Source organism: Ancylobacter aquaticus, from assembly GCF_004339465.1.
GTDB lineage: Bacteria > Pseudomonadota > Alphaproteobacteria > Rhizobiales > Xanthobacteraceae > Ancylobacter > Ancylobacter aquaticus.
Genome location: NZ_SMFY01000002.1, coordinates 1302632 through 1328248, shown reverse-complemented (window position 1 = coordinate 1328248; position 25617 = coordinate 1302632). Strand labels below are relative to the sequence as shown.

Genomic DNA, 25617 nt, shown 5'->3' with positions numbered 1-25617 from the left:
TCGCCGTCAGGGGGAGTTATTGACCGAGGACCTTGCGCCAGTCGGCTTCAAAGGTCTTGCGACGGTCGGCCATGGCGTCCCAGTCGGGAACGAGGAACTTCACGTTCTCGGGCGCGCGAGCGGCGGGAGGCGCGGCAACGTCCTTTCGCGGCGAGAAATACTGCATCTTCTCGACGATGACTTCCTGCCCCTTCTTGGAGAGGAGGTAGTCGACCAGAAGGCGCGCGGCCTGCGGGTGCGGGGCTGTCCTGACCACGCCGACACCTTCGAGGGTCGCCGGCACACCGTCCTCGGGATAGAGGATTTCCAGCGGGGCGCCCTTCTCGATGTACTGCATGGCGCCCGAAATCTGGCCGTTGATCGCCATCATATCCGCGCCACCGACGAGCCGGTCGAACTGCTGCGTGAAGGAATCGAAGGCGATCGGATTGAGCCCGGCAACTCCCTCGACCCAGAAGTCACGGCCATAGAGATCGACCAGCGTGGCCCATTGCGCGAACTGGAGGCCGGATGTGGCGTTCTTCAGGCTCGCCTTGCGGCCGGCGAAGCGTTTGTCGCCGATCAGGTCCTTCCAGGTCTTGGGCGGGTTCTCGCCGATCGTATCGGTGTTGTAGACGAGCGTGGTCGCCACCAGGCCCCACGACGTCCAATAGCCCTTCGGCTTGCTCTGCACATTCACGTCGGCGATGTCTTGCAGCGAGGGCGAGACATAGGGCGACAGAATGTCGTTCTTCTGCATCGTCTGCAGCAGCGTGGGGTCCGACAGCACGAGCACGTCGACCAGCGTGTTGTCGGTCTTCACTTCCTGCTCGACCTTGGCAAAGAGCGCGCCGGTCTGTGCCCAGATGGACTGGACGCGAATGTCGGGAAAGAGCTTGTTGAACTCGTTGAGGACGGCAAGCTGCTGCTCCTGCCCGGCAGGAGCGTAAAGGACGACGGCGCCTTCCTTTTTGGCGGCGTCGACATCGGCGCAGGTGAGGAAGCCCTGCACCTCCGTCGGCGACGGGCAGGCGGCCGGCTCGGCCGATTGCGCGCGAACAGCGCCGGAGGCTCCGACCATGAGCAGACATGCGGCACCTACCGCAATTCCGTTAATCCGTGTCGTGTTCATGTAGTTCCCCTTTGAAAGAGCGTGATTTCTGGAGGTTTGATCGTGGTCCGCTTGAGTTGCTCGACCTTCTTATGACGTCATCATCGCTGGACACCGGCTTGTTGCAGTCACGCCGCGGCCGTCTCTCTGCGTGAGAAGACGTATCTCGGATTCTCGATCAGTAATGTTTCGAGTTGCTCGTCGTTCACGCCATGCCGGCGAAGGCGAGGAACGAAATTGCGCAGGATGTGCCCGTATCCATGCCCGCCATATCGGACGAGCATCATCTTCAGGAAGACGTCGTGGGAGATGAGTATCTGCTGGAGAAAGCCGGCATCGATCAGCCGGCGTATGGCGATCGCGTTCTGCTCGTCCGAGGGTGCCTGCGTGTTCTTCTCGGCGAAGAAGAAATCAATGCCGATCATGTCGTAGCCGAGAAACACGCCCCGGCGTGCCAGGCGATGCTGATAGTCGGTATCCTCCCCGCTCGGATTCATGTGGCAGAGGATGGTGTGGCGGGGATCGGCGCCTTCCGCCTCCGTGATGTCGAGGACGCGCTCACCCAGGCGCAGCCATCCCGGCAGATGCACCGAGAGAGGCACGCCCGTGCGCGCGGCGGCGCGCGCACCCGCCCGCAGGCACTTCTCCTCCTCGGCGGTGAACTCGGGCGACACGCCGATCTCGCCGATGAGGCCGGCGATGACGGCGGGCTGCTCCGGTCCGCCGCCGACATCGTGGATGATCTTCTCGGCAAGCTGTTCGACGGACGCCTCGCGGACATAGTCCGGATGCGAGGGTTCGAGGTAGAAGCCCGAGCCCATGATGATGTTCAGTCCGGTGCGGCGCGAAATACGCTGAAGCGCTGCCGGATCGCGACCCACGCCGACATTGGTGGCGTCGACCAGGCTCTCGCCGCCCAGTTCCCGGAACATCATTAGCTCGTCGATGGCGAGAGCGACATCCAGAAGCATGCAATTGTCGCGATTGCCGATCGGGTTCAGCCGGAGTTCCCCGAGCATGTCCTGGGAGACCGGCCGCTCGGCAAAGCCCATCTGCGAGCAGGTGCAGGGCGGTCGCCATTTCTTCGAGGCGTCGAGCAGAATGTGCTCATGGGTGAGGGTAACGCCCAGTTTCGCGACGGGAACGGGCCCGAGAACCGTCATCGCGTGCCCGCTGTCGACGCCAACCGGCAGCGGGTTCGGGTGACGGAAGATCGATCCCGCGGACATCTCGACCTCAGCCCACCCGCCGCGCGGGGCGGTCGAGCAGCCAGGTGTTGAACCAGATCGCCAGGATGATGATCAGGCCGGTCGCTATCTGGGTGTAGTAGGGCGAGACATGCGCGAGGATCAGGCCATTGACGATCATCGAGATCGCCAGCACGCCGAGGATGGTCCCGACGATGGAGCCGCGCCCGCCGAACAGGCTGGTGCTGCCGAGAACGACGGCGGCGATGACGTCGAGTTCAAACATCACGCCCTGATTGGCCGACCCACTGCCCAGCCGGGCGGTGAGGATCAGGCCGGCGGCCGCCGCCGCGACGCTGCTCCAGATGTAGACGAGCGTGCGGACCTTGCGAATGCTGACGCCGGAGCGGCGGACACCTTCCGCATTCGAGCCGACGCCGACAACATAACGGCCGAAGCGCGTGTGGTTGAGCGCGATATAGGCGGCCACCAGCGTGGCGCCGGCGAGCAGCACCGGCATCGGAATGCCCAGCACCCACCCACGGCCGAGGAACGCGAGGATGCTGTCGGAGGGAATGGGGATCGAGTAGCCCTCGGTCAGCAGCAGCGCCACGCCGCGATAGATGAACAGCGATGTCAGCGTGACGATGAAGGGCGGGATTCCCTGAAAGGCGATCAGATAGCCGTGGACGGAGCCGATGCACGCGCCCACCAGAAGCGCCAGCATGATCGCCGGCAGCACCGGCACGCCCCAGCCGTGCATCGCCGTCGAGGCGAGCACGCCGGCGACGGCACCCACCGACCCCACCGACAGGTCGATGCCCCCGGTGGTGATGACAAAGGTCATCGCCGCCGCCGCGATGCAGAGCGGCGCGGCCTGCCGAAGCACGGCGAGCAGATTGTGAACGGTCAGGAAATTGTCGGTGATGATCGAAAAGGTGGTGGCAACGACGAGCACGAACACGGCGATGCTGATCACGCCGGGGTGGTTCGTCAGGGCGTCCTTCCAGAAGGACTGCTTCACGTAGCGCAAACTGGCGGCTTCGGTCGCGGAGACGCGGGGCATGCTCACTTCCCTTACTAGGCGCGGGCCGATGCGGCCTCGAATTTGTGGCCGACGATCAACTCGACGATTTCGGAGAGGCTCGTGCTGGCGACCTCGGGCGTGGCGACGTTGGTGCCCTCGTACATGACCATTATGCGGTTGCAGACGAGGAAGAGGTCCTGCAGGCGATGGGTCACAAGGATGACGCTGACGCCCATCTTGCTGACATTGCGGATGATCTCCAGCACTGCCTCGACTTCCGCGACCGCCAGCGCGGCGGTGGGCTCGTCCATGATGAGCACGAGGGGCTCGAACGAGATCGCCCGCGAGATGGCGATGGCCTGCCGCTGGCCGCCGGAGAGATTGCCGACCAAAGCGTGCGTGTCGGGGATGCGAATGCCTAGCCCCTGAAGCATGATCCGCGCCCGCTCATGCATGGCATCGTGAGCGAGCAGGGGAATGCCCGCGAACGACCGGGTGAGTTCCCGGCCCATGAACAGGTTGCCGGCGACGTCCACCGTGTCGCACAGGGAGAGGTCCTGATAGACCATCTCGATCCGCTTGCGGCGCGCATCGGCAGGGTTGTTGAAGCGAACCTCTTCCCCGTCGATGGAGATGGTTCCGCCGTCGGGAGTGACCGCTCCCGACAGGACCTTGGTAAGGGTCGACTTTCCGGCGCCGTTGTCGCCGACGAGACCCAGCACCTCGCCCGGCGCGAGGGAGAGATCGACACCCCGGAGCGAGCGGATCGGACCGTAGGTCTTCGTGATGCCCCGCATATCCACGCGTGGGCGAGGCGCCAGGGCGCCGTTGTTCTCGCGCAGCATCACTGCCTCCCTCTACTTGAAGCGACCGCGAAACTGGTCCACGTTGCTTTTGCCGACAAAGGTAACGGGAACGCCGACGGTCGCGGGAACGTCCTTGCCGTTCAGCACGTCGGCGGCGGTGGAGACGGCGGCGGCGCCCATGCGGTAGGCTTCCTGCTGGACCACCGTGTCGAGCCAGCCCTCGTCGATCGCCTGAATCGCCTGGGCATTGAGATCCCACCCGAACAGCTTGATACGATCGGTGGCGTCCCGCGACCTGATGGCCGCCATGGCGCCGACAAGTGCCGGTTCGCCGCTGGCATAGATGACGGACAGGTCGGGATGGGCCGCGACGAGCGCCTCGGCGGCGTTCTGCGCGATGTTCTGGACATTCTGTCCGTCGACGCCGCCGACGATCTTCGCCTCGGGGGCGACTTCTGCCAGGCCTTCCTTGAACCCGTCCATCCGAAGGTTCTGGATGAAGGAATTCAACGCCCCGACGGTGCCGACTTCCGTCTTGCCGGTCGACTTCAGATATTCGCCGACACGCCGCCCGATATCGCGACCGGCGTCCTTGTTGTCGACGCCGATATTGGAGATGTTCTTGCCGTCGACCACCGTGTCGACCGCGAGCACCGGAATGCCGGCGGCCACCGCATCCTCGATCGAGGGCTTGATCGCGTTGGCGTCGATGGCCAGAACGAGAATGATGTCGACCTTGTCATTGACATAGGTTTCGACCGCATCGTTCTGCAAAGCGGGGTTGTTGTTGGCGTTATAGATGGTCAGCGTGTAGCCGAGCTCCTTCGCCTTGTCCTCCGCGCCCTTGTTCAGGTCGATGCGGAAGCGCGATTCCTGGTGCGCCTGAACCAGCGCGATACGCTTCTGCTGGGCGGCGGCGGGCGGCATCGTCGCCAGGACCAGCGCGGACGCCGCACCCAGCCCCAGAATAAACGATTTCACTCTCATAGAACCCTCTGACGTTGCTAGTACAACAGGTCACGCAGCGGCGTTTACGCATTGATACGCGCGGTCAATAAATGACCCAAAGACGTTCTATCTTTTATTATTTCGCCGAAAACGCTTTCATAAAAAATTGCCAAAGTTTTTTCAGTGTGTCAATCGAACCTTCTGAATAAAATGGCCGTATCGTGCTTATTATTAAAGCAATGTGCGTAAATATTCTTCAATCAAGTCAACGTGTCGCTGCGTCATCGGCGGCTACCGGATCGGCGATGACGGCGAGTTCGAGCGCGGCGCGAAACAGAACATTGCAGCCGGCGGCAAGCTGCTCGGGCGTCGTGTATTCGGAGACGTGATGGCTCACGCCGTCCCGGCTGGGCACGAAGACCATTGCCGTCGGCACCACGGCGGCGATGGGTATCGCGTCGTGCCCGGCGCCGCTCACCATCGGCCGCGAGGTCAGGTTCAGCGCCGCCGCAGCGGATCGCAGCGCGGCAACGCAGGTCGCGTCGAAGGAGCGGGGAGGGACCACCCAATAGGGTTCCATGGTGAAGGAAAGGCCGCATTCATGGCTGATCCGCTCGATGATCTCGCGCAGCCGTCCGGTCATGACGTTGAGTTCGTCCTCGCCCTGGTGGCGGCAGTCGACGGTAAACGTCACCTTGCTGGCAACGACGCTGCGGGCATTCGGCTCGGCAAGAATCCGCGCCACGGTGGCGCGGCCATTGGGCTCGAAATCCAATGCCAGTGCGCGGACTTCGGCGATGCAGCGCGCGGCGCCGAACAGCGCGTCCTTGCGTCGCTGGACCGGGGTGGTGCCGGTATGGTCCTCGCGGCCGATCAAGATGACACTGTAGGCATTCACGCCCATTGATCCCCCGACGATGCCGATCGCCTCGCCCTTTTCCTCCAAGATCGGGCCTTGCTCGATATGGCCTTCAAGATAGGCGCGGGCCTTGAGCGCGACATCCGCCGTGCCGAGGTAGCCAATGGCCTCCAGTGCGTCCCCAAGGCGTATGCCGTTCTCGTCCTTCGCGGCGAGGCCGTCGGCGAGCGCGATATGGCCGGCGGCAACCTCTGCGCCGAGGCTCGAAGGCTGAAAGCGGCAGCCCTCTTCATTGGTCCAGTTCACCAGTTCGATCGGCGCGGTCGTGGCGATGCCGGCCGCATCGAGGGTGCGGACGATTTCCAGGCCGGCCAGCACACCGAAGGCGCCGTCGAATCGGCCGCCGGTGGGCTGCGAGTCGAGATGGCTGCCGATCAGCACGGGCGGCAGACTCTCGTCCTTCCCGGCCCGCCGGGCGAACATGTTGCCGATCCTGTCGACGCGCACCACCAGTCCGGCCTCTCGGCACCAGCGCGCGAACAGGTCGCGACCTGCCTTGTCCTCCACCGATGCGGCCAGCCGACAGACCCCGTCGCCCGGGATGCGGCCGACCTCGGCAAGTGCCATATGGGCGTCCCAAAGGCGTTGCGCGTCGATCATCGGCAAGTCTGTCACGTCGCGTCCTTTCAGCAGGTCGATTGGGGGGGCGGGCGCCGTCAGCGCCGCGCAGCCGGGGGCGGGCCCGGCGCGCGGCGCGTCACGATCAACTGCGGCACTGGAACTGGACGATGTTCAGCGGCGTGTCGCCGATATTGCGGAAGTAATGCGGCACTCCCGGAGGGATCCACATGCAGTCGGATGCGTCCAGCGCGTACTGCCATTCATATTCGGTGCCGGCGAGCTGCACATGGGCGATCGCGAAGCCTGAGGAAAGCGAGTAGACGCTTTCGTGGCCGGCGAAATCCGACAGTGTGGACTGCCCGTCTTCCGCAACGGTGAAGCGGCGACACTCCAGCCGGCTGAGGAGCCGCGACTGGTCTTCGGGCAGGCAGTCCCCCGGCTGCGCGGAATAGGACGCCTCGGCCTTCCGGTCGCCAATCTCGGCGGAAATCAGTATGTGCTCCAGCACATCCCGGCCGGAATTGACGACGTGGTGCTCGATGCCGGTCGGGATGGCGACGGCACTGCCGGGCCGCACATCCACATAGCTGTTGCCCAGCAGCACTTTGCCAGTGCCGCGACGGAAATACATGATCTCCTCCGTCGGGCTTTCCGCATGCACCGGCGAACTGCCGGATGCGAAGTAGATCGACTGCTCGACGCCCATGATGCGGCTGTTGACCAGGTCGTTGTTCGTGAACACGACGCGGACGAGGCGATGGTTCTCGTTGCGTTGCGCGGGGGCCGACAGCGATGCCAGCCGCATAAGGGTTCCCATCCTCGACCTTTCGATTACCTTGAGGTAGCCCAATAGATGGACATGCCTAGAAAGCGCTTACATGCTGCGCAACCTGTCCCGTGCTGTCAACAGCTCAACGCGACAAGTTCGCTGGAGCCTGTCGTTGTAGTGGTTCTCCAGAGCGTAAGAGACGCCCGGTCAGGCTTCGTCGCGACGGCGGTTGACACTCAAACGGGCCGTCACTACGCTCATTTGTAAGCGCTTTCTCAATTTGAATGGGCTCGGTGTCCTGGACGACGTGCTGTCCCACCGGCCGATCCCTGACACGGACCGCCATGACGCGTTTTCGGAACATCTTGATTACAGGCGCCGCCGGCGGCATCGGGAACGTGCTGCGCGATGCTCTTCGCCCCCATTGCGAGCTGATGCGCTGCAGCGATCTCGTCGATGTCATTCCTGAGGCGCCGCACGAGCAGTCCTTTGCCTTCGACCTGCGCGACGCTGCCGCCACCGCGAAGGCCATGCAGGGCGTTGATATCGTCTACCATTTCGGGGGCATCCCGATCGAAGGGGCGTGGCAGGACATTCGCGACGTCAACATCGACGGAACGTTCAACATATACGAGGCGGCCCGCATTGCCGGCGTCAGTCGGGTGGTGTTCGCCAGCTCGAACCACGCGATGGGCTTCTATCGCCGCTCGACGACCGTCGGACAGGACGAGACCCCCCGACCGGATTCGCGCTATGGCGTGAGCAAGGTGTTCGGCGAGGCGGTCGGGCGTCTGTATGCCGACAAGCATGGGATCGAGACGATCAGCCTGCGGATCGGCCAGTTCCGCCCGCGTCCCACCAATCGCCGGATGCTCAGCCTCTGGCTGAGCCCCGCCGACATGGCACGCCTCGCCGTGTCCTGCCTGTGGCAGGGGCCGTTGCACTTCGAGATTGTTTACGGTGTTTCGGCTAACAAGCGCGGCTGGTACGACAATATCGGCGCCCAGACAATTGGCTACGAGCCGCAGGATTGTGCCGAGGACTATGCGCAGGATCTGGGCGATGAGGCCATGAAGGAAGAGTCCGTCGAAGCGTCGTTCCAGGGTGGCCCCTTCTGTGCCGCCGAATTCGACGGTTCCATCGATCGCATCACCTGACGCGGCGCGTTTGCGCTGAGGATAAAAACGTGTCGCAAGAAGAAATTGACGTGGAACTGGGGTTGGTAGACGCACCCCTGCGCCAGGGTTCTGCGAGTGCCGCCTCCCATCGCTGGCGCCATATGCTCTCGCTCGACGACTTCGAGACGGCGGCGCGCGCCTACCTGCCGCGAATGATCTACGGCTTCATCTCCGGCGCGGTAGAAACCGGCACGGCCCAGCGCCTCGCCGCCAGTGCCTATGCCGATTATGCGTTCGTGCCGCGCGCCTTGCGCGACGTGGCCGTGCGCGACCAGGGCATCGATCTTTTCGGGCACCGCTACGATGTACCCTTCGGCATCGCGCCCATGGGCGGGTCGGCCATTGCCGCCTATTGCGGCGACCTCGCCCTGGCCGAGGCCGGCGCGCGGCTCAACCAGCCGATGATCATGAGCGCATCGTCGCTGATCCCGCTGGAAGAGGTTCAGTCCCGCCACCCCCATGTGTGGTTCCAGGCCTATCTCGCCGGCGACCGGGGCCGTATCGGCAGGATGGTGGAGCGCGTGGCTCGTGCCGGCTGCAAGACGCTGGTCGTGACCATTGATGCGCCGGTGCCCGGAAATCGCGAGAACAATGTGCGCAATGGCTACAGCATGCCAATCCGCATAACGCCGCGTGTCGCGCTCGACTGTGCCCTGCACCCGCGCTGGCTGGTGGGCACCTTGATCCGGACCTTCCTCAACCGTGGCATCCCGCATTTCGAGAATATGGACGCCGAAAGAGGGCCCCCCATGTTCTCGCGAAGCCTGGGGCGAAACTTCAGCGATCGCGATCGCTTCTCCTGGGACCATGTCCGGGCGATCCGTGAGCAATGGCAGGGCAATCTGGTTCTCAAGGGCGTGCTCTCGCTCGACGACGCGGTCCTCGCCAGGGAGGCGGGGGTCGATGGCATCATCCTTTCCAGCCATGGCGGCCGTCAGCTCGATTACGCCGTGCCGCCGCTGCATGTGCTTCCCCGGATACGCGCGGCGCTCCCCGCGATGTCGATCATCATCGACGGCGGCATCCGACGCGGCAGCGACGTCCTGAAAGCCATGGCGCTGGGCGCGGACGCGGTGCTGGTCGGGCGGCCCTATCTCTACGCGGCCGCGCTGGGACAGGCCGAGGCGGCGGCGCACGCCTCCGAAATCCTGAAAAGCGAGATTGATCGAAACATGGCGCTGCTCGGCTTGAACAGGCTCGCGGACCTTTCTGCCGACTACCTCGTACCCAGCCGCCACGGCGGTCATCCGCTGGAAGGGGAGGGCCATCAATGACCGAGACCGTGACGATGAGGGGCGGCTACGCGCTGCAGGGGGTGATCGAGCCGATCCTGATCCCGGCCTTTGAAAGGCAAACCGGCGCGCGCGTCAGCGCTGTCTGGGAGCCGACATCCATGATCGTCAAGGCGTTGAAGGCGGGCGAGCGGTCCGACGTCGTCGTCCTGGCCGACGAGGCGATTGACGAACTCGCCGAGCTGGGTTTCATCGCGCCGCGCACGCGCACCCCCCTTGCCAATGCCATTCTCGGGCTGGCCGTCGGACGCGGGCAGCCGAAGCCGGATATCGCCACCCCCGACGCCTTCCGCCGGGCGTTGCTCGATTGCCGGGCCATTGCCTATTCCAAGGCGGGTGCCAGCGGAATCTATTTCGAGAAACTCATCGAGCAACTCGGCATTGCGGACGTCGTCCGGGAAAAGGCCGTTGTCATTCCTTTCGGCCTGACCGCCGAGAAACTGGTGAGCGGCGAGACCGATCTCGCTATCCAGCAGATCAGCGAACTGATGATGGTCGACGGCATCGACCTCATCGGGCCCTTGCCGGACGAGATCGGCTGCGTGACCGGGTTCTCCGCCGCGATCCTTGGCACGTCGCCGCATCTGCATGCCGCGCAGCAGTTCATCGCCGTGCTCTCCTCAGTCGCCGCCATGCAGGCCTATGCGGCTGCTGGCCTTGCGCCACGTCTGCCGACGCAGAATGAGGGCGATTGACGGTTCTCGGGCCGCGAGCCACCGGCAGTCGGCCCACAAAACATTGAACTGGCGGAGCGAACCCGGTCGATCCTCTAGGCCCGCCGGGCCTTCCGCCGCACCGAACGCGCGGCCAGCCCCGCCATGCGCCGGCAGGCTTCCTCGATCCTGTCGTCCGGCACCGTCAGGCTGATGCGGACGAAATCGCTGCCGCCGGCGCCGAAGGAGGAGCCCGGCATGACCGCGACTTCCTCTTCGTCGAGCAGGGCCCAGGCGAAGTCCTCGCCACTCATGCCGGTGCCGCTCACATCGACGACAATGAACATGCCGGCCTCGGGCGGGAAGGGCACCAGCCCCGGCGCGCCCGACAGGGCGGCGAGGATGATGTCGACGCGCCGGCGGTAGGAACGCCGCATGATGTCCGCCGTGTCGACGGGGTTGTCGAGCGCATAGGCGGTCATGTCGGCGATGAAGGGCTGCTGCCCGAACAGCATGGTCTCCGAGACCGATAGCAGCCGGCCGCATAGCTCCGCCGGCCCGATCGCCCAGCCGCTGCGGAAGCCCGGCGCGGCGTGCGACTTCGAGATGGAGGAGCAGGCGATGGTGCGCTCGGCCAGCGCGGGAATGTCGAAGGGCGAGGCGAAGCCGCCCTCAAAGATCAGTTCCTCATAGACCTCGTCGGAGACGATCCAGAGGTCGTGCCGGCGGCACACCTCGCCAATGGCGGCAATCTCCTCGGCGGTCAGCACCGCGCCGGTCGGGTTGTGCGGGGTGTTGAGCAGCAGCACGCGGCACTGCGGCGTGATGGCCCGCTCAAGGTCCTCGGCCTGCATGTGGAAGCCCTTTTCCGGGCGCAGCGGCACGGGGATCATGTCGGCGCCGGTCGCGCGGACCACGCCCTCATAGGTGGCGTAAAGCGGATCGCCCACCAGCACTCCGTCGCCCGCCTCGACAAGGCCGAGCATGACGGCGAAAAGCGCCGTCTGGGTCCCGGGGAAGCACAGCACGTTCTCGGCGGTCACGTCCGGACGGCGCCGGGAATATTTCCGCACCAGCGCATCGACGACGACCTGTTCCCCGCGTCCGTTGGAATAGCGGTGGCGGCCGGCCGCCATGGAGCGTGTCGCCTCGGCGATCAGCCGCTCATGCGGCGGAAGGTCGGGCTCGCCGATCGTCAGCTCGATGATCGGCAGGCCTCGTTCCTTGCGACGGCGCGCCTCGACATGCACCGCCCATTTCTCGGAGCCAAGGCGGGCGAGCCTATCGGTGATGGATGCGTAGCGCATCGCGGTACTCCCGGTCCATGTCGGTTGGGGCCGGCGCCTTGATCGGGTGGCCGATCAGCGCCTCGATGGAGGAAAAGGCGATCGAGACCAGCTCGCTTTCCTCGAACAGTTCACCGGCGAGGCAGCCCTCCAGCCAGAGGCCGTCGAGGACGCCGTTCACCGCGATGGCGAGCGCGCGGTTGCGCGCGGGGTGGACGCTCTCGCCCTTGGCGGCGAGGACGTCGGCCAGCAGCTGTTCCAGTTCCTGGCGGAAGCTCAGATAGCCCTCGCGGTGGATCGTCGCGAGGGCGGGGTCGACACTGACCCGGCTGATGAAGGCCGCCCAGAGCGACAGGCTGCGGCTGTTGGCGACCGGCTCGGTCAGATTGACGAAGATGAAGCTGGAGAGCCGTTCCTCCGGCGTGCCATCGAGGTTCTTCGCCTTCTCGGTCAGCCGGGCGATGACCACCTTGTAGGCTTCCTGGAGGATGACATCTTTGGACGCGAAATAGTGCCGGATCAGGCCCGCCGTCACGCCCGCCTTGGTGGCGATCTGCCGTACGGTCGCGCCCTGCAGGCCGGCTTCGGAAATGCAGTCCAGCGTCGCCTCGATGAGGTCGTGGCGACGCTCGGCCTCGGTGGCCCTATGGAAATCCCGGCGGCTCATGCCGCTCGACGCAGCACGGGGCGCGTCAGGCAGGTCGGGCCGCCCTCGCAGGCGATGCACAGTGCATCGGCGGCGAAGGTCGACACCGTGCAGCCGGCGGCTTCCATGGCGGCGCGGGTCGCGGGGAAGCCCTCGACCATGATCACCTCGCTCGGCCGGGTGGGCAGCACGTTCAGCGACAGGCCGTTGCTGGCGTGGAACTCGTCGGCGGGCGCCTCGACCAGGCGGATGCCGCGCGCCTTGAGCAACTGGTAGAACGCCGCCGGCAGCAACGGCGCGAAGACGAGCGCGAGGTCGTCGGCCAGCGGGCTGATGACGCTCATGAGGTGAAGGCAGGCGTCTTCCCCCTGCCAGAGCGGCAGGTCGAAGCCGAGCACGGCAATGCCATGGGGGGCGAGGAGGGCGCCGAGCTGGTCGATGCCCTGCTGGTTGGTGCGCACCCCGCGCCCGACGATGAGGGTGCGCGCATCGAGCCACACGCAGTCGCCGCCCTCGACCGTGCCGGGGGCCTCGATGCGCCCGAGGATCGGAATCTGCCGCTCGGCATAGGCCTTCTCGTGCAGCGCGGGCTCCCCGGCGCGCAGCGGCTTGCCCATGCGCAGGATGATCGCGCCGTGGTCCGACATCAGCGAGGGATCATGGGTGAACATCGCGTCGGCCAGCCCGTCGCCCTCGTCGTCGAGCCAGATGATCTCGGTGCCGGACTGCTCGATGAGACGAGCGAACTCACGGTACTGGTGAACCGCTCTCGTGCCGTCGAACGTCGGGCCATAATGCCACTGCGCCGGGTCCGCATTCATCAGGCTGGCGCCCGGGCGGCGCATCAGGACGCGCTGCAGCGGTGCCGACATATCCTGAGATCCAAAAGCGGACATCTGCTACCTCTTTGATCATCAATTGCCGAAATTTTGGCACTGCACAAAAACATCGCCTGTGATTTTGTTATACGCTTGAATAACTGTGAGGGAAAGTGCACCGTTAGCCCGTGAGAGGGGCGCGCGTGTCGGCGGCCCGCCATTTGCGTCGGGATTTCCGGCAAATGGTCGGCGGTGGATGAGGCGGGAAAGGGAGACGGCATGAGCCAGACGCCTTGGTGTCAGCCTCCGGAGGCGCCCATCCGATGACGGAGCGCGCCGAGGCCATCGCCGTTCGCGACCTGCACAAGCGCTTCGGCGCTCTGGAGGTCCTCAAGGGCATCTCGCTTACGGCGCGCGAAGGCGAAGTCATCGCCATCATCGGCGGCTCCGGTTCCGGCAAGTCCACCTTCCTGCGCTGCATCAACATGCTGGAGGTGCCGAGCAGCGGCTCGGTGGCGATCCACGGCGAGGAGATCGCCCTGCGCGCCGACGGCCATGGCGGCCTCGCCCCGTCGGATCGCCGGCAGGTGCAGCGCCTGCGCGCGCGCCTCGGCATGGTGTTCCAGAGCTTCAACCTCTGGCAGCACATGACCATCATCCAAAACGTCATCGAGGCGCCGGTGCATGTGCTCGGCGTGCCGAAGGCCGAGGCGGTCGCGCGCGGCGAGGCGCTGCTGCGGCGCGTCGGGCTGTTCGACAAGCGCGACGTCTACCCGGCCTTCCTTTCCGGCGGCCAGCAGCAGCGCGCGGCCATTGCGCGGGCTTTGGCAATCCAGCCGCACGCGATGCTGTTCGACGAGCCGACCTCCGCCCTCGATCCCGAACTGGTCGGCGAGGTTCTGGGCGTCATCGGCGATCTGGCGAAGGAGCAGCGGACGATGATCCTCGTGACGCACGAGATGAAGTTCGCCCGCAACGTCGCCAGCCACATCGTGTTCCTCGCCCATGGCGTGATCGAGGAACAAGGACCGCCGGAGCAGATCTTCGGCGACCCGAAGTCGGAGCTGCTGAGGAAATTCATCAGTTCCAGCCACTGAAAAAGCCCGAAAACCAGAGGGGAAGACCATGAACCACGCATTCAGGACGATGATCGCCGCCGCCATCATCGGCGTTGCCGGCGTCTGTGGCGCGGCCGCCGAGCCGCTCAAGGTCGGCTTCGCCGCCGAACCCTATCCGCCCTTCGCCTCGCCGGACGCCGGCGGCAACTGGGAAGGCTGGGAAGTCGAGTTCATGCAGGCCATATGCAAGCAGGCCAAGCTCGAATGCGTCATCACCCCGGTCGCGTGGGACGGCATCATCCCGGCGCTGACATCCAAGAAGATCGACATGATCGTCGGCTCGATGTCGATCACGCCGGAGCGGCTGAAGACCATCGATTTCTCCGACAAGTACTACAACACGCCCACCGGCGTGATCGGCCCGAAGAGCGAGAAATTCGCGGCGACGCCGGAAGGCCTCAAGGGCAAGACCATCGGCGTCCAGGTCGCCACCATCCACCAGGACTACGCCACCAAATATTTCGGCGGCGCCGGCGCGACCGTGAAGGAATACCAGACGCAGGACGAGGCCAATGCCGACCTCGCCGCCGGCCGGCTGGACGCGGTGCAGGCCGACGCCATCGCGCTCGACGCCTTTCTGAAGTCCGACCAGGGCAAGCAGTGCTGCGACCTGAAGGGCAATGTGAAGGACGACCCGGAAATCCTCGGCGCCGGCGTGGGGGTGGGCCTGCGCAAGGACGAGACCGCGCTGAAGGACAAGATCAACGCCGCGATCAAGGCGATCCGTGCCGACGGCACCTATGACACCTTCTCGAAGAAGTATTTCGACTTCGACGTCTATGGCGGCTGAGCGCTAGCGGGCCCGGCCGGCGCGCGGCGCCGGCCCGTGATCCCAAGCCGGCGCCCGACGCGGGCCGGTACTCTCTAAGCCGGCGCCTGGCGTCGGCCTGTGCTTCTCCAAGGCCGAGAGGGGCTCATGGCGGCTGACATGATCAATTGGGGCCTGCTGGCACTTGAGCCGCCCGGCTGGGGCGGCGTGCTGCTTGCCGGCCTGATGAACTCGATCAAGATCGCGCTCGGCGGTTATTCGCTCGGCCTCGTGCTCGGCACGGGCGGCGCCTTTGGCAAGCTCTATGGCGGCCCGGTGGTGCGGGACCTCATGGAAGTCTACACCACGCTCGTGCGCGCCGTGCCGGAACTGGTGCTGATCCTGCTGCTCTATTACGCCGGCACGGACCTGCTCAACCGCGCCAGCGCCGCGCTGGGCTTTGGCTCGATCGACATTAGCGGGCTGGCGGCGGGCATCTTCGTCATCGGCGTGGTGCAGGGGGCCTATTCGACCGAAGTGCTGCGCGGGGCGATCCTCGCCGTGCCGGGCGGCCAGATCGAGGCCGCCCGGGCCTTCGGCATGTCGCCGCTGATGATCATGCGGCGCGTCACCATGCCGGCCATGCTGCCGCATGCGCTGCCGGGGCTCTCCAATCTCTGGCTCATCTGCACCAAGGATACGGCGCTGCTCGCGGTGGTGGGCTTCAGCGAACTGACACTGGTGACACGGCAGGCGGCGGGCACCACGAAAGCCTACATGCTGTTTTTCTGCGCTGCGGGCGCGCTCTATCTGCTGTTGACGCTGGTCTCCAGTCTCGTCATCCGCCTCATCGAGGCCCGCGCCCGGCGCGGCTGGTCGGCGCGATGAGCCGCGAGCAACGGGCCGCCACGCCCGAAACGCGGATCGAGCTGCCGCCGGAGGAAAGCACGGTCGACGCCACGGCGCTGACCGCCCTGCCGAGTGGGCGGGCGCTGCTCAAGCCGCACCGCATTGCGCTCATGGCAGTGGGGGCGGGGATCGTGTTCTGCGCCGCCTGGTTCATGCGCTGGGACTGGCTGCCGAACTATGCCGGGGCGATCGTCTGGGGTGTCGGCGTCACGCTGGCGATGCTGGCGAGCACGTCGATCCTCGGCTTCTTTCTGGCCGTGCCGCTCGGGCTGGCGCAGGTGACAGGCCCGTGGTGGCTGTGCGTGCCGGCCCGGGGCTTCTGCACAGTCATTCGCGGCACGCCGCTGCTGCTGCAGCTCTGGCTGCTTTATTTCGGGCTCGGTTCGCTGTTTCCGCAGTTTCCGGAAATCCGCCAGTCCTTCCTCTGGCCTTATCTGCGCGAAGCCTGGCCCTATGGCGTGGCGGCGCTGACCTTCTCTTTCGCGGCCTATGAGGGCGAGGTGATGCGTGGTGCTTTCGCCGGCGTGCCGCGCGGCGAGCTGGAGGCGGCGCGCGCCTATGGCATGAGCCGCTGGAAGCTGTTCTGGCGCATCTGGCTGCCGCGCGCCGTGCACCGCGCGCTGCCCACGCTCAATGGCGAGATGGTGCTGCAACTGAAGGCCACGCCGCTGGTCGCCACCATCACGGTGATCGACGTCTATGCAGTCGTGTCCAAGGTGCGGCAGGTCACATTCCTGACCTATGAGCCGCTGTTGCTGCTGGCGTTGATCTATCTGATCCTCACCGCACTGCTCGTCGCGGGTTTCCGCTATTTCGAAAAGAGACTACCAACCTGGAGTGCCTGAGGATGAACGCTCGCGCCATGCTCACCAATGCGATGCCCGAGCTGGTCGCGCTGCGTCGGGACCTGCATGCCCATCCCGAGCTCGGCCTCGAGGAGGTCCGCACCTCCGATGTCATCGCCCGCGAGCTCACCGCGCTCGGCTACCGCGTCACGCGCGGCCTCGCCCGCACCGGGCTTGTCGCCACCCTGTCCAGCGGCACAAGCGGCCGCTCGGTCGGCGTGCGCGCCGACATCGACGCGCTGCCGATTCACGAGGAAACGGGCCTGCCCTACGCCAGCCGGACGCCGGGGCTGATGCATGCCTGCGGCCATGACGGGCACACCGCCATGCTCATCGGCGCGGCGCGGGCGATTTCCGAGCGGCGGAATTTCGACGGCACGGTGCATCTCATCTTCCAGCCGGCCGAGGAGAATTTCGGCGGCGCGAAGATCATGGTGGAGGAGGGGCTGTTCGATCGCTTTCCCTGCGACGCGGTGTTCGCCCTGCACAACGACCCGGACGTTCCGTTCGGTACATTCGTGTTTCGCGACGGGCCGATCATGGCGGCGGTCGACGAGTGCCGCATCACCGTGAACGGCGTCGGGGGGCACGGCGCCGAGCCGCAGGCGACGGCCGATCCTATCGTGGCGGGCGCCTCCATCGTGATGGCCTTGCAGTCCATCGTCGCCCGCAACATCCACCCGATGGACCCGAGCGTGATCACCGTCGGCGCCTTCAACGCCGGGGCGGCGAGCAATGTCATCCCCGCCCGCGCCGAGCTGGTGATCGGCATCCGTTCCTTCGACCCCGCCGTGCGCGACGAACTGGAGCGCCGCATCCGGCTGATCGCCGAGGGGCAGGCGGCAAGCTACGGGATGAGCGCCACGGTGGACTACCAGCGCAGCTATGACGCCACCATCAACCACAGCGCAGAGACCGCGTTCCTGCGCGATCTCGCGACCCGGTTTGCCGGGCCGGAGAAGGTGCGGGAGATGGCGCGCCCCAGCATGGGCAGCGAGGATTTCGCCTATATGCTGAAGGAGCGGCCGGGCAGCTATTTCTTCCTTGGCGGGCGGGCCTCTGAGGCGGACCGTCCGCTGCATCACCCCGGCTACAATTTCAACGACGATCTCCTGCCCATCGGTGCCGCCTTCTGGACCGAACTGGTCGAAACCTATCTGAAGCCGGTGTGAGCGGGCGCCACGCCGCGCGAAGGACGAGAACCCATGCGGCTACCCTCGACACAGGCCCTGCGGGCGCTCGAAGCCTTCGCCCGGCACGGCACGGTCTGGCAGGCCGCCGCCGAATTGAACATCACCCGCAGCGCGGTCAGCCACCAGCTGCGCTTCCTGGAACGGGATCTGGGTTTCGAGCTGCTCCAGCGCGCCGGAAAGGGCGTGATGCTGACCCCGCAGGGCAAGCGCTACGCCGCGGACATCCGCACCGCGCTCGCCCTGCTCGCCGATGCCGCAGTGCACTATGGCGACCGGGGGGGCCTGCAGGGCGCGATCACGGTCAGCTCGACCCCGGGTTTTGCCACCTTCTGGCTGTGCATCCATGTCGCCGAGTTCCGCCAGCTGCATCCCGGCGTGACGCTGCGCATCGTCACGCCCCCGCGACTGGAGGATGTCGACGCGCCGGGCGTCGACGCCTTCATCGCCTATGGCGACGGCGACTGGCCGCGCCACAGCGTGGAACTGCTCAGCGTTGTCGACTTCATGCCGGTGTGCAGCCCGGTGCTGCTCAATCAGCTGGGCGGCCTGAGCGAACCCGTCGACGTGTTCCGTTCGGTCCTTCTGCATCTCGATGGTCTCGGCGACTGGCTCACCTGGCTGGCGGCGGCCGGCGTGGTGGGGCCGCGCACCGACCAGGGCGTGATCTTCTCCGACATGAACCTCGTGCTGGCAGCGGCGCTGGCGGGGCAGGGGATCGCCATCGGCGACAATTTCGTTTGCCGGCAGGCGGTCGAGACCGGGCGGCTGGTCGTGCCGTTCGATCTCACCATCCGTGCCTCGCGAGCCTATTACTTCGTCACCCCCCGCGATCGTCCCGGCAATCCGGCGATACAGGCCTTCGCGGCCTGGCTGAAGTCACGCCTTGTGCAGACCGCGCCCGTGATGCGCAGTTGACTGATGCATTCATAGGCGACGTGTCTCGTGCCCAGTGCGACGGCATTGACGTGAATATTCTTCACCTCATAGCGGATTTTTATTCATTTGAGGTGAGCGGATCGCAAGATTAGGATTTCTACATACAAAGGGAGCGCGCAGCGACGTGAGCAAACGGGCTGTCGGGTTGCAGGTGATCGGGATCGGCAAATCCTTCGGCCACTTCACCGCGCTGAAGGACATCACGCTCGACATCGCGCCCGGTGAATTCCTGACCCTGCTCGGGCCCTCCGGCTCCGGAAAGACCACGTTCCTGATGGTGCTCGCCGGCTTTCAGGCCGCGAGCGAGGGCCGGCTGCTCAGCGACGGGGTCGACATTACCGGCAGCCGCGCCGAGGACCGCTCCTTCGGCATGGTGTTCCAGGGCTATGCCCTGTTCCCGCACAAGAGCGTCGCGCAGAACATCGCCTTTCCGCTTCAGGTGCGCGGTATCGCGCGCGAAGACATCGCCCGCCGGGTCGACGCCATCATCGCCCGCGTCGGGCTCGCCGGGCATGAGAACAAGCGCCCCGCCCAGCTTTCGGGCGGCCAGCAGCAGCGCGTGGCACTGGCGCGGGCGCTGGTGTTCGAGCCGCCCGTGCTGCTGCTCGACGAGCCGTTCTCCGCGCTGGACAAGCATTTGCGCGGGCGCATGCAGGAGGAAGTGGCGCGGCTGCACGGCGAGTTCGGCACCACCTTCGTCTTCGTCACCCATGACCAGAGCGAGGCACTGTCGCTGTCCTCGCGCATCGCCATTTTCAACCATGGCCGGCTGCTTCAGGTCGGCGCGCCGCGCGATATCTATGAGCGGCCGTCCAGCCGTTTCGTCGCCGAGTTCCTCGGCGAGATCAACCTGCTGCCGGTCGGCGGCATCGGCCATTGCGCGCGCGGCACCAGCGGCACGTTCGAGGATGCGCGCCTGACCGCGCCCCGGCACGACCATCTCGACGGAAGCGCCGTGCTGGCGGTGCGCCCCGAGCACATGTCGGTCAGCGCCGAGCCGCCGGCAGAGGGCAATGGCGTTCCCGCCCGGCTTGTCGGCACCACCTATCTCGGCTCGGCCATGCGCCTCGCCTTCGCGACACGCAGCGGAACCCCGCTCACCGTCACCCTGCCGAGCGTGGCCGCCGGACACATCCTCGATCGCGGTCCGGACTTCTGGGTCAACTGGTCCTTCGACAATGGCTTCCTTCTTCCAGAGCAAAGCTGAAAACAGCAGGAGCACGCCGTGAACGACGCATTCCGCAAAGACTGCCTCGATATCCTCGCGGCGAAGGCCGCCCGGGGGGACATCAGCCGCCGCCGCTTCACCCAGCTCGCCGCCCTGATCTTCGGCGGCACGCCCCTGCTCCTGCGCTCACCCGGTGCACTGGCGCAGGTGCGCCAGCTCGTCCTCGTCAACTGGGGCGGCGACGCGCTGAAAGCCTATGACAAGGCCTATGGCCAGCCCTTCGAGAAGGAGACCGGCATCGTCGTCAGGGAGGACGGCACCGGCCCGACCGAGGGCGCTATCGCGGCGCAGTTCAAAAGCGGCAAGCCGACCTGGGATATTGTCGATGCCGACCCCTTCTCGGCGATCTCGCTCGGCAAGCAGGGCATGATCGAGCCGATCGACTACAGCGTGGTCGACAAGTCCAAGATGCGTCCCGGCTTCGACTGGGAATACGCCGCCTCGACCTATTTCTTCTCCTACGTCCTCGCCTATGACGCAGAGAAATACGGTTCCAATCCGCCCAAGACCATGGCCGACTTCTTCGATGTGGCGAAGTTCCCGGGCAAGCGCACCATGTACAAATGGGGCGCCGGCATGTGGGAGGCCGCGCTGCTGGCCGACGGCGTGGCGCCCGACAAGCTCTACCCGCTCGATCTCGCGCGCGCCCACGCGAAGATCGCCGCGCTGAAGCCGGATGTCGCCGCCTATTGGGGTGGCGGCGCCGAGAGCCAGCAGCTGATGCTGAGCGGCGACGCCTCGATGGGGCTGATCTGGTCGACCCGCGCCTCGCTGATCGAGAAGGATTCCGGCGGGCAGATCAAGTTCACCTGGGACCAGGGGCTGCTGTCGCCGGGCGCGCTGGCGGTGGTCAAGAATAACCCCGGCGGCACGGAAAACGCGATGAAGTTCATCGCCTCGACCTCCGTCCCCGCGCGCCAGCTCGTCATGTTCGAGATGCTGGGGCAGGGTCCGGCCAACCCGGCGACCGACGCGCTGATCCCGGCCGACCAGAAACGCTTCAACCCGGTCGACCCCGCCAACATGAAGAGCCAGGTCGCGCTCGACATGCCCTGGTACGCCGACAATTACGGCACCGCGCTGGACGAGTTCACCCGGGTCATCTCGGCGTGATCCGCCCGCCCTTCCGCGCGACCCGTGCGGAAGGGCTCTCCTCGACGGATGAACCCATGCGCAACCGCTCGGCATTCTGGCCCGCACTCGCCCTGATGGCACCGCTGGTGCTGTTCCTGGCGTTTGCCTATGCGGTGCCGTTCCTCGGCGTCGCGCTCTGGAGCGTCACGCTGCCGGAGCCCGGCCTAGGCCAGTATGAGCGGCTGGTGGGCGATCCGCTGGTGCAGTCGGCGTTTCTGCGCACGTTTCGCATCTGCCTCATCGTGACGGTGATCGCGGTCGCCTGCGCCTATGCCGTCACCTATGTCTGGGTGCGCGGCACGAGGATGCAGCGACGCCTGATTGAGATCTGCATTTTCGTGCCGTTCTGGATTTCGCTTCTGACGCGCGCCTTCGGCTGGCTGGCCCTGCTGTCCACGCGCGGCATCGTCAATACGTCGCTGCAGGCGCTCGGTCTCACGGACGGGCCGCTGGCGCTGGTGCGCAACGAGCCGAGCGTGATCGCCGGCATGGTGCATGTGCTCATCCCATTCGCGGTGCTGCCGCTCGCCTCGGCGATGCGGACGGTGGACGAGCGGATGCTGCTGGCCGCGCGCGGCATGGGCGCCTCACGCCTGCGCATCTTCTGGTCGGTGTTCCTGCCGTTGACGCTGCCCGGCGTCATCGGGGCGACGCTGATCGTCTTCGTGTTCAGTCTCGGCTTCTTCGTCACCCCGGCCATTCTCGGCGGCGGGAGGTCGATCATGGTAGCCGAGCTGGTCTATCTGCGCATGTTCCAGAGCCCGGACTGGGGGCTGGGCGCGGCGATCAGCGTGGCGCTGGTCATCCTAGTGGCGGGCCTGATGGGCCTGCTCGCCCGCTTCGCCCGGCTCGGCCTGACGGGGGGCGGGCGATGAGGATCCGGCGCCCCGGTCCCGTCGCGCTCGTGCTGGCCCTATTGGTCGGCGCCTTCCTGCTGCTGCCCTTGCTGGCGGTGGTGCCGATTTCCTTCACGCCCGGCCGGATGCTGACGCTGCCGAAGGGCAGTCTCTCGCTGACGCATTACCGCACGCTGTTCGAGAATCCCGACTGGCTGGCTAGCATCCTTTTGAGTGCACGCATCGGCCTGTTTACCAGCGTCCTGTCGACCGTGCTGGCGACCAGCTTCGCGCTGGGCATCTGGATGCTGCAGCCGCGCTTCTCATCATGGCTCGTCGGGTTCGTGCTGCTGCCGATGATCGTGCCGCCGGTGGTCTCGGCGATGACGCTGTATTTCCTGCTGACCGGCATGTCGCGGATGTCCCACGCCATCGGTTTCGACAGCGTCATCGGCGTGACCCTTGCCCATGTGGTGATGACCGTTCCCTTCGCGGTGGTGATGGTGCTGGTGGCGCTGGCGCAGCTGGACCGGCGCATCGACCTCGCCGCGCGCGGCATGGGCGCGAGCGTCGTCCAGCGCATCTTCCATGTGATCCTGCCCAACATCGCCTTCGGCGTCGCAACGGCGGCGCTGCTGGTCTTCGTCCTGTCCTGGGAGGAGATCGGCGTGACGCTGTTCATCACCAGCATCGACGCGATCACCCTGCCGCGCCTGATGTGGATGGGGCTTCGCGACAATGTCGACCCGGCCATCGCCGCCATCTCGGTGGTGCTGATCGTCGTCACCCTGCTGATCCTGCTGGCCCGCATGGCGTTCCAGCGCCGCCCCGAATTTGAGGAGGAGTGAGATGGACGAGGTATTCGGCCGCAAGGACATGATCAGTCCGTCCCGGCTCAAGGAACTGAGCCTGAAGTCAGATGTCTCGGGCTTCCTCCAGCTTGGCAGTCATTTCGGCGCGCTGGCGATCACCGGTGCGGCTCTCTGGTTCACATGGGGCACGTGGTGGATGGTGCCGGCGTTCATCGCGCATGGCATGCTGATCAACTTCCTCTATGCCGGCCAGCATGAGATGAGCCATTCGACGGTCTTCAGGACCAAGGCGCTCAACGAGATCTTCGGCCGCCTGTTCGGCTTCGTGCTGATCTATCCGCGCGATTTCGACCAGATCCAGCACTTCGCCCATCACCGCTATACGCAGGACTGGGAAGGCGACGGCGAGCTGGGGCGCGAGCGCTACTCCATGGCGTCCTACCTGCTCTGGGTGCTCGGCCCGACCTATTGGTACACCCGCATCCGCCGCGTCGTCCGCTTCGCGCTCGGCATCGTCGGCGAGCACTACATTCCCGCCGACCAGCACGCCAAGGTGATCCGCGAGGCACGCTGGCACCTCGCGGGCTATGCGCTGATCGCCGTTCTCTCCGTGGCGACGGGCAGCTGGATCGCGGTGAAGCTGTGGCTGCTGCCGATGCTTGTCATGAAGCCGGTGCACCAGCTGCAGAACACCATCGAGCATCTCGGCCTGCCCCATGTCGACCAGATCACCGAGAACACCCGCACGACGCGCACCAACGCGATCATGCGCTGGATGTGCTGGAACATGCAGTTCCACACCGCGCACCACGCTTTCCCCGGCGTGCCGTTCCACCGGCTGCCGGACCTGCACCGCAGCATCTTCGTCGAAAAGGGCCGCAAGCCCCCTTCCATGACCTATCTCGGCTTCCAGCTGGCGGTGATCAAGGCGTTCTGGAACGGGCGCACCGAGGCTGACTATCCCGACGACAAGATCTGGATCATGGACGACACCGACCTTGAGCCGGTCGGCCCGCGCACCGCGAAGCAGGCCTGACCATGCCGCTCAAGGTCTACCAGTCGCTCTGGGCCACTGAGCTGCGCCATCCCGGCACGGCGGAACGGCCCGTGGCGGAGCGCTTCGACGCGGTGAAGGAGGCAGGCTTCGACGGGATGGCGATCGATCTCGGCGCGATGGACATCGAGGCCGCGCGCCGAACCGTGCCGGACTTCGCCCGCACCGGGCTCGGCGGCTTGTTGACGGCCTTCCCGCGCTCGATCGAGGAACTGCGCCCGGCGCTGCACCTCGCCAAGGACATCGGCGCGCCCTTCGTCATCGTCATCGGGCAGGTGATGCCGCTGTCGGTTGCGGAGATGGTGCCGGTGATCGAGGCGTGGATGCGGGTCGGGCAGGAGGAGGGCGTGCCGCTCCAGTTCGAGACGCACCGCAACTGCATCACCAACGACATGTTCGCGACGCTCCTGCTCATGGACGCGATCCCCGGCATGCGGCTCGCCGCCGACCTCTCGCACTATGTCGTCGACCGCGAGATGATGCTGCCGATCAGCGCCGATTATCAGGCGCAGGTCGACCGGCTGCTGGAGCGCTCGGACAGCTTCCAGGGCCGTGTCGCCAATCGCTGCCAGGTTCAACTGCCGCTGCATTTCCCCCAGCACCGGCCGTGGATCGACGTTTTTCTCGACTGGTGGCGGCGCGGATTCCAGTTCTGGCAGGCGCGCCACGGCGCCGATGCCGACTGTCTTTTCCTCTGCGAGCTGGGCCCGCGTGACTACGCCATTACCGATGCGAAGGGCGACGAGTTGTCGGACCGCGCGGGGGAAGCGTTGCTGCTCCGCCGATGGGCGTTCGAGCAATGGGACGCCGCCGCCCTGCTTCCCATCCCCCGATCCGCCCGTGACATGCAAGGAGAGCCATCATGGCCGTCGCCAGCCTGAGCCCCGATATGAGCGCCGCCGAATGGCAGCAGCGGGTCGAACTCGCCGCCTGCTATCGCCTGCTTGCGCATTTCCGGATGACGGACCTTATCTACACCCACTGCACCGTGCGCGTGCCGGGCGAGCCGGGGCGGTTCCTCATCAACCCCTATGGGTATCGTTGGGAGGAGATCACCGCCTCCTCGCTGGTGAAGATCGACGTCGACGGCAACAAGGTCGGCGAAAGTCCCGCCCGGGTGAACCCCGCCGGCTTCACCATTCATTCCGCCGTGCACATGGCGCGGCACGACGCCGCCTGCGTGATCCACACCCATACCCGTGCCGGCATGGCGGTCGCTTCGCTGAAGGAGGGGCTGCTGCCGCTCAACCAGATCGCGCTGCAGTTCTATGGCCGGCTGGGCCTGCATGATTATGAGGGCATCGCGCTCGACCTCGACGAGCGCGAACGCATCATCGCCGACCTCGGCACGACATGCGGACTGCTGCTGCGCAATCACGGCCTGCTCACCGTCGGGCGGAGCGTCGCCGAGGCGTTCAACCTGATGTTCTATCTGGAACGCGCCTGCGAGGTGCAGGTGGCGACGCTGTCCATGGGCCGCGAGATCGTGCTGCCGCCCACGGATGTCTGCGAGAGGGTCGGCGCGCAGTACGACCAGATGAATTTCGACGACGGCGACCTCCAGCTCGAATGGGACGCCCATCTGCGCATGCTCGACGCGATCGATCCGTCCTATCGCACCTGA

The 25617-nt window shown here is 65.8% G+C and carries 26 protein-coding genes; 16 read left to right on the top strand and 10 right to left on the bottom strand.

From position 1 onward, the window contains the following. Nucleotides 1-16 precede the first annotated feature (16 nt). The 7 genes from EV667_RS15815 to EV667_RS15785 form a co-directional block, all read right to left on the bottom strand. On the bottom strand, nucleotides 17-1060 hold the full coding sequence (locus EV667_RS15815) for an ABC transporter substrate-binding protein (protein ID WP_165901620.1): 1044 nt from the start codon (nucleotides 1058-1060) through the stop codon (nucleotides 17-19). 158 nt (nucleotides 1061-1218) lie between these two features. Next, the gene (locus EV667_RS15810; protein WP_131836241.1) at nucleotides 1219-2319 is read right to left on the bottom strand and encodes a phosphotriesterase family protein; all 1101 of its coding nucleotides are present in this window, start codon (nucleotides 2317-2319) and stop codon (nucleotides 1219-1221) included. A gap of 7 nt (nucleotides 2320-2326) precedes the next feature. After that, a complete protein-coding gene (locus tag EV667_RS15805; protein ID WP_131836240.1) occupies nucleotides 2327-3343 on the bottom strand; it encodes an ABC transporter permease in 1017 nt (338 codons plus the stop codon). Between the two features lie 14 nt (nucleotides 3344-3357). Beyond that, nucleotides 3358-4149, bottom strand: a complete 792-nt coding sequence (locus EV667_RS15800; protein WP_245516179.1) for an ATP-binding cassette domain-containing protein — start codon at nucleotides 4147-4149, stop codon at nucleotides 3358-3360. Nucleotides 4150-4161: 12 nt separating this feature from the next. Continuing rightward, the gene (locus EV667_RS15795) at nucleotides 4162-5097 is read right to left on the bottom strand and encodes a substrate-binding domain-containing protein (protein WP_131836239.1); all 936 of its coding nucleotides are present in this window, start codon (nucleotides 5095-5097) and stop codon (nucleotides 4162-4164) included. A 226-nt stretch (nucleotides 5098-5323) separates the two neighbouring features. After that, nucleotides 5324-6592 carry a Zn-dependent hydrolase gene (locus EV667_RS15790; RefSeq protein ID WP_207907759.1) on the bottom strand — a complete coding sequence of 423 codons (1269 nt, stop codon included), beginning with the start codon at nucleotides 6590-6592 and terminating at the stop codon, nucleotides 5324-5326. 88 nt (nucleotides 6593-6680) lie between these two features. Next, nucleotides 6681-7343, bottom strand: coding sequence for a cupin domain-containing protein (locus EV667_RS15785; RefSeq protein ID WP_165901619.1), 663 nt, complete (start codon nucleotides 7341-7343; stop codon nucleotides 6681-6683). Between the two features lie 257 nt (nucleotides 7344-7600). On the opposite strand from EV667_RS15785, the gene EV667_RS15780 reads away from it, so the two are divergent. The 3 genes from EV667_RS15780 to EV667_RS15770 are packed head-to-tail and all read left to right on the top strand — an operon-like array spanning nucleotide 7601 to nucleotide 10472. Continuing rightward, nucleotides 7601-8464 carry an NAD-dependent epimerase/dehydratase family protein gene (locus EV667_RS15780; protein ID WP_245516178.1) on the top strand — a complete coding sequence of 288 codons (864 nt, stop codon included), beginning with the start codon at nucleotides 7601-7603 and terminating at the stop codon, nucleotides 8462-8464. A gap of 29 nt (nucleotides 8465-8493) precedes the next feature. Further along, nucleotides 8494-9759, top strand: a complete 1266-nt coding sequence (locus EV667_RS15775; protein WP_245516177.1) for an alpha-hydroxy acid oxidase — start codon at nucleotides 8494-8496, stop codon at nucleotides 9757-9759. Further along, nucleotides 9756-10472, top strand: a complete 717-nt coding sequence (locus EV667_RS15770; RefSeq protein ID WP_207907758.1) for a substrate-binding domain-containing protein — start codon at nucleotides 9756-9758, stop codon at nucleotides 10470-10472. The genes EV667_RS15775 and EV667_RS15770 overlap by 4 nt, the downstream gene beginning before the upstream one ends. Nucleotides 10473-10546: 74 nt before the next feature. Here EV667_RS15770 and EV667_RS15765 read toward each other — a convergent pair whose 3' ends face one another. Genes EV667_RS15765 through EV667_RS15755 form a run of 3 tightly spaced genes read right to left on the bottom strand, consistent with a single transcriptional unit; the run spans nucleotide 10547 to nucleotide 13234 of the window. Further along, nucleotides 10547-11737, bottom strand: a complete 1191-nt coding sequence (locus EV667_RS15765) for a pyridoxal phosphate-dependent aminotransferase (protein WP_131836237.1) — start codon at nucleotides 11735-11737, stop codon at nucleotides 10547-10549. Further along, nucleotides 11712-12383: a TetR family transcriptional regulator C-terminal domain-containing protein gene (locus EV667_RS15760; RefSeq protein WP_131836236.1), complete on the bottom strand. Its 672-nt coding sequence runs from the start codon at nucleotides 12381-12383 to the stop codon at nucleotides 11712-11714. Before EV667_RS15760 ends, EV667_RS15765 begins: the two co-directional genes overlap by 26 nt. After that, complete coding sequence (locus tag EV667_RS15755) at nucleotides 12380-13234, bottom strand: dimethylarginine dimethylaminohydrolase family protein (RefSeq protein ID WP_245516176.1); 855 nt, start codon at nucleotides 13232-13234, stop codon at nucleotides 12380-12382. Before EV667_RS15755 ends, EV667_RS15760 begins: the two co-directional genes overlap by 4 nt. Nucleotides 13235-13503: 269 nt before the next feature. Here EV667_RS15755 and EV667_RS15750 point away from each other — a divergent pair, with 269 nt between their 5' ends. The 13 genes from EV667_RS15750 (at nucleotide 13504) to EV667_RS15690 (ending at nucleotide 25617) form a co-directional block, all read left to right on the top strand. Then, the gene (locus tag EV667_RS15750; RefSeq protein WP_131836234.1) at nucleotides 13504-14277 is read left to right on the top strand and encodes an ABC transporter ATP-binding protein; all 774 of its coding nucleotides are present in this window, start codon (nucleotides 13504-13506) and stop codon (nucleotides 14275-14277) included. Nucleotides 14278-14326: 49 nt separating this feature from the next. After that, entirely contained in the window at nucleotides 14327-15088 is a 762-nt protein-coding gene (locus tag EV667_RS15745; protein WP_131836382.1) for a transporter substrate-binding domain-containing protein, read from the top strand. Between the two features lie 126 nt (nucleotides 15089-15214). Then, nucleotides 15215-15934: an ABC transporter permease gene (locus EV667_RS15740; protein ID WP_131836233.1), complete on the top strand. Its 720-nt coding sequence runs from the start codon at nucleotides 15215-15217 to the stop codon at nucleotides 15932-15934. Between the two features lie 131 nt (nucleotides 15935-16065). Beyond that, nucleotides 16066-16800, top strand: coding sequence for an ABC transporter permease (locus EV667_RS15735; protein WP_245516200.1), 735 nt, complete (start codon nucleotides 16066-16068; stop codon nucleotides 16798-16800). Nucleotides 16801-16802: 2 nt separating this feature from the next. After that, the gene (locus EV667_RS15730; protein WP_131836232.1) at nucleotides 16803-17972 is read left to right on the top strand and encodes a M20 aminoacylase family protein; all 1170 of its coding nucleotides are present in this window, start codon (nucleotides 16803-16805) and stop codon (nucleotides 17970-17972) included. Nucleotides 17973-18005: 33 nt separating this feature from the next. Next, a complete protein-coding gene (locus EV667_RS15725) occupies nucleotides 18006-18908 on the top strand; it encodes a LysR substrate-binding domain-containing protein (RefSeq protein ID WP_131836231.1) in 903 nt (300 codons plus the stop codon). A 145-nt stretch (nucleotides 18909-19053) separates the two neighbouring features. Further along, on the top strand, nucleotides 19054-20136 hold the full coding sequence (locus tag EV667_RS15720) for an ABC transporter ATP-binding protein (RefSeq protein WP_425359035.1): 1083 nt from the start codon (nucleotides 19054-19056) through the stop codon (nucleotides 20134-20136). A gap of 18 nt (nucleotides 20137-20154) precedes the next feature. Beyond that, nucleotides 20155-21270: an ABC transporter substrate-binding protein gene (locus EV667_RS15715; RefSeq protein ID WP_131836230.1), complete on the top strand. Its 1116-nt coding sequence runs from the start codon at nucleotides 20155-20157 to the stop codon at nucleotides 21268-21270. 56 nt (nucleotides 21271-21326) lie between these two features. After that, nucleotides 21327-22166 (top strand): ABC transporter permease, encoded by an 840-nt coding sequence (locus EV667_RS15710; protein ID WP_131836229.1) that lies wholly within the window; start codon nucleotides 21327-21329, stop codon nucleotides 22164-22166. After that, nucleotides 22163-22975, top strand: a complete 813-nt coding sequence (locus tag EV667_RS15705; RefSeq protein WP_131836228.1) for an ABC transporter permease — start codon at nucleotides 22163-22165, stop codon at nucleotides 22973-22975. The genes EV667_RS15710 and EV667_RS15705 overlap by 4 nt, the downstream gene beginning before the upstream one ends. Nucleotide 22976: 1 nt before the next feature. Then, on the top strand, nucleotides 22977-23975 hold the full coding sequence (locus tag EV667_RS15700; protein ID WP_131836227.1) for a fatty acid desaturase: 999 nt from the start codon (nucleotides 22977-22979) through the stop codon (nucleotides 23973-23975). Nucleotides 23976-23977: 2 nt separating this feature from the next. Further along, the gene (locus EV667_RS15695; protein ID WP_131836226.1) at nucleotides 23978-24874 is read left to right on the top strand and encodes a sugar phosphate isomerase/epimerase family protein; all 897 of its coding nucleotides are present in this window, start codon (nucleotides 23978-23980) and stop codon (nucleotides 24872-24874) included. After that, on the top strand, nucleotides 24856-25617 hold the full coding sequence (locus EV667_RS15690) for a class II aldolase/adducin family protein (RefSeq protein ID WP_131836225.1): 762 nt from the start codon (nucleotides 24856-24858) through the stop codon (nucleotides 25615-25617). The genes EV667_RS15695 and EV667_RS15690 overlap by 19 nt, the downstream gene beginning before the upstream one ends.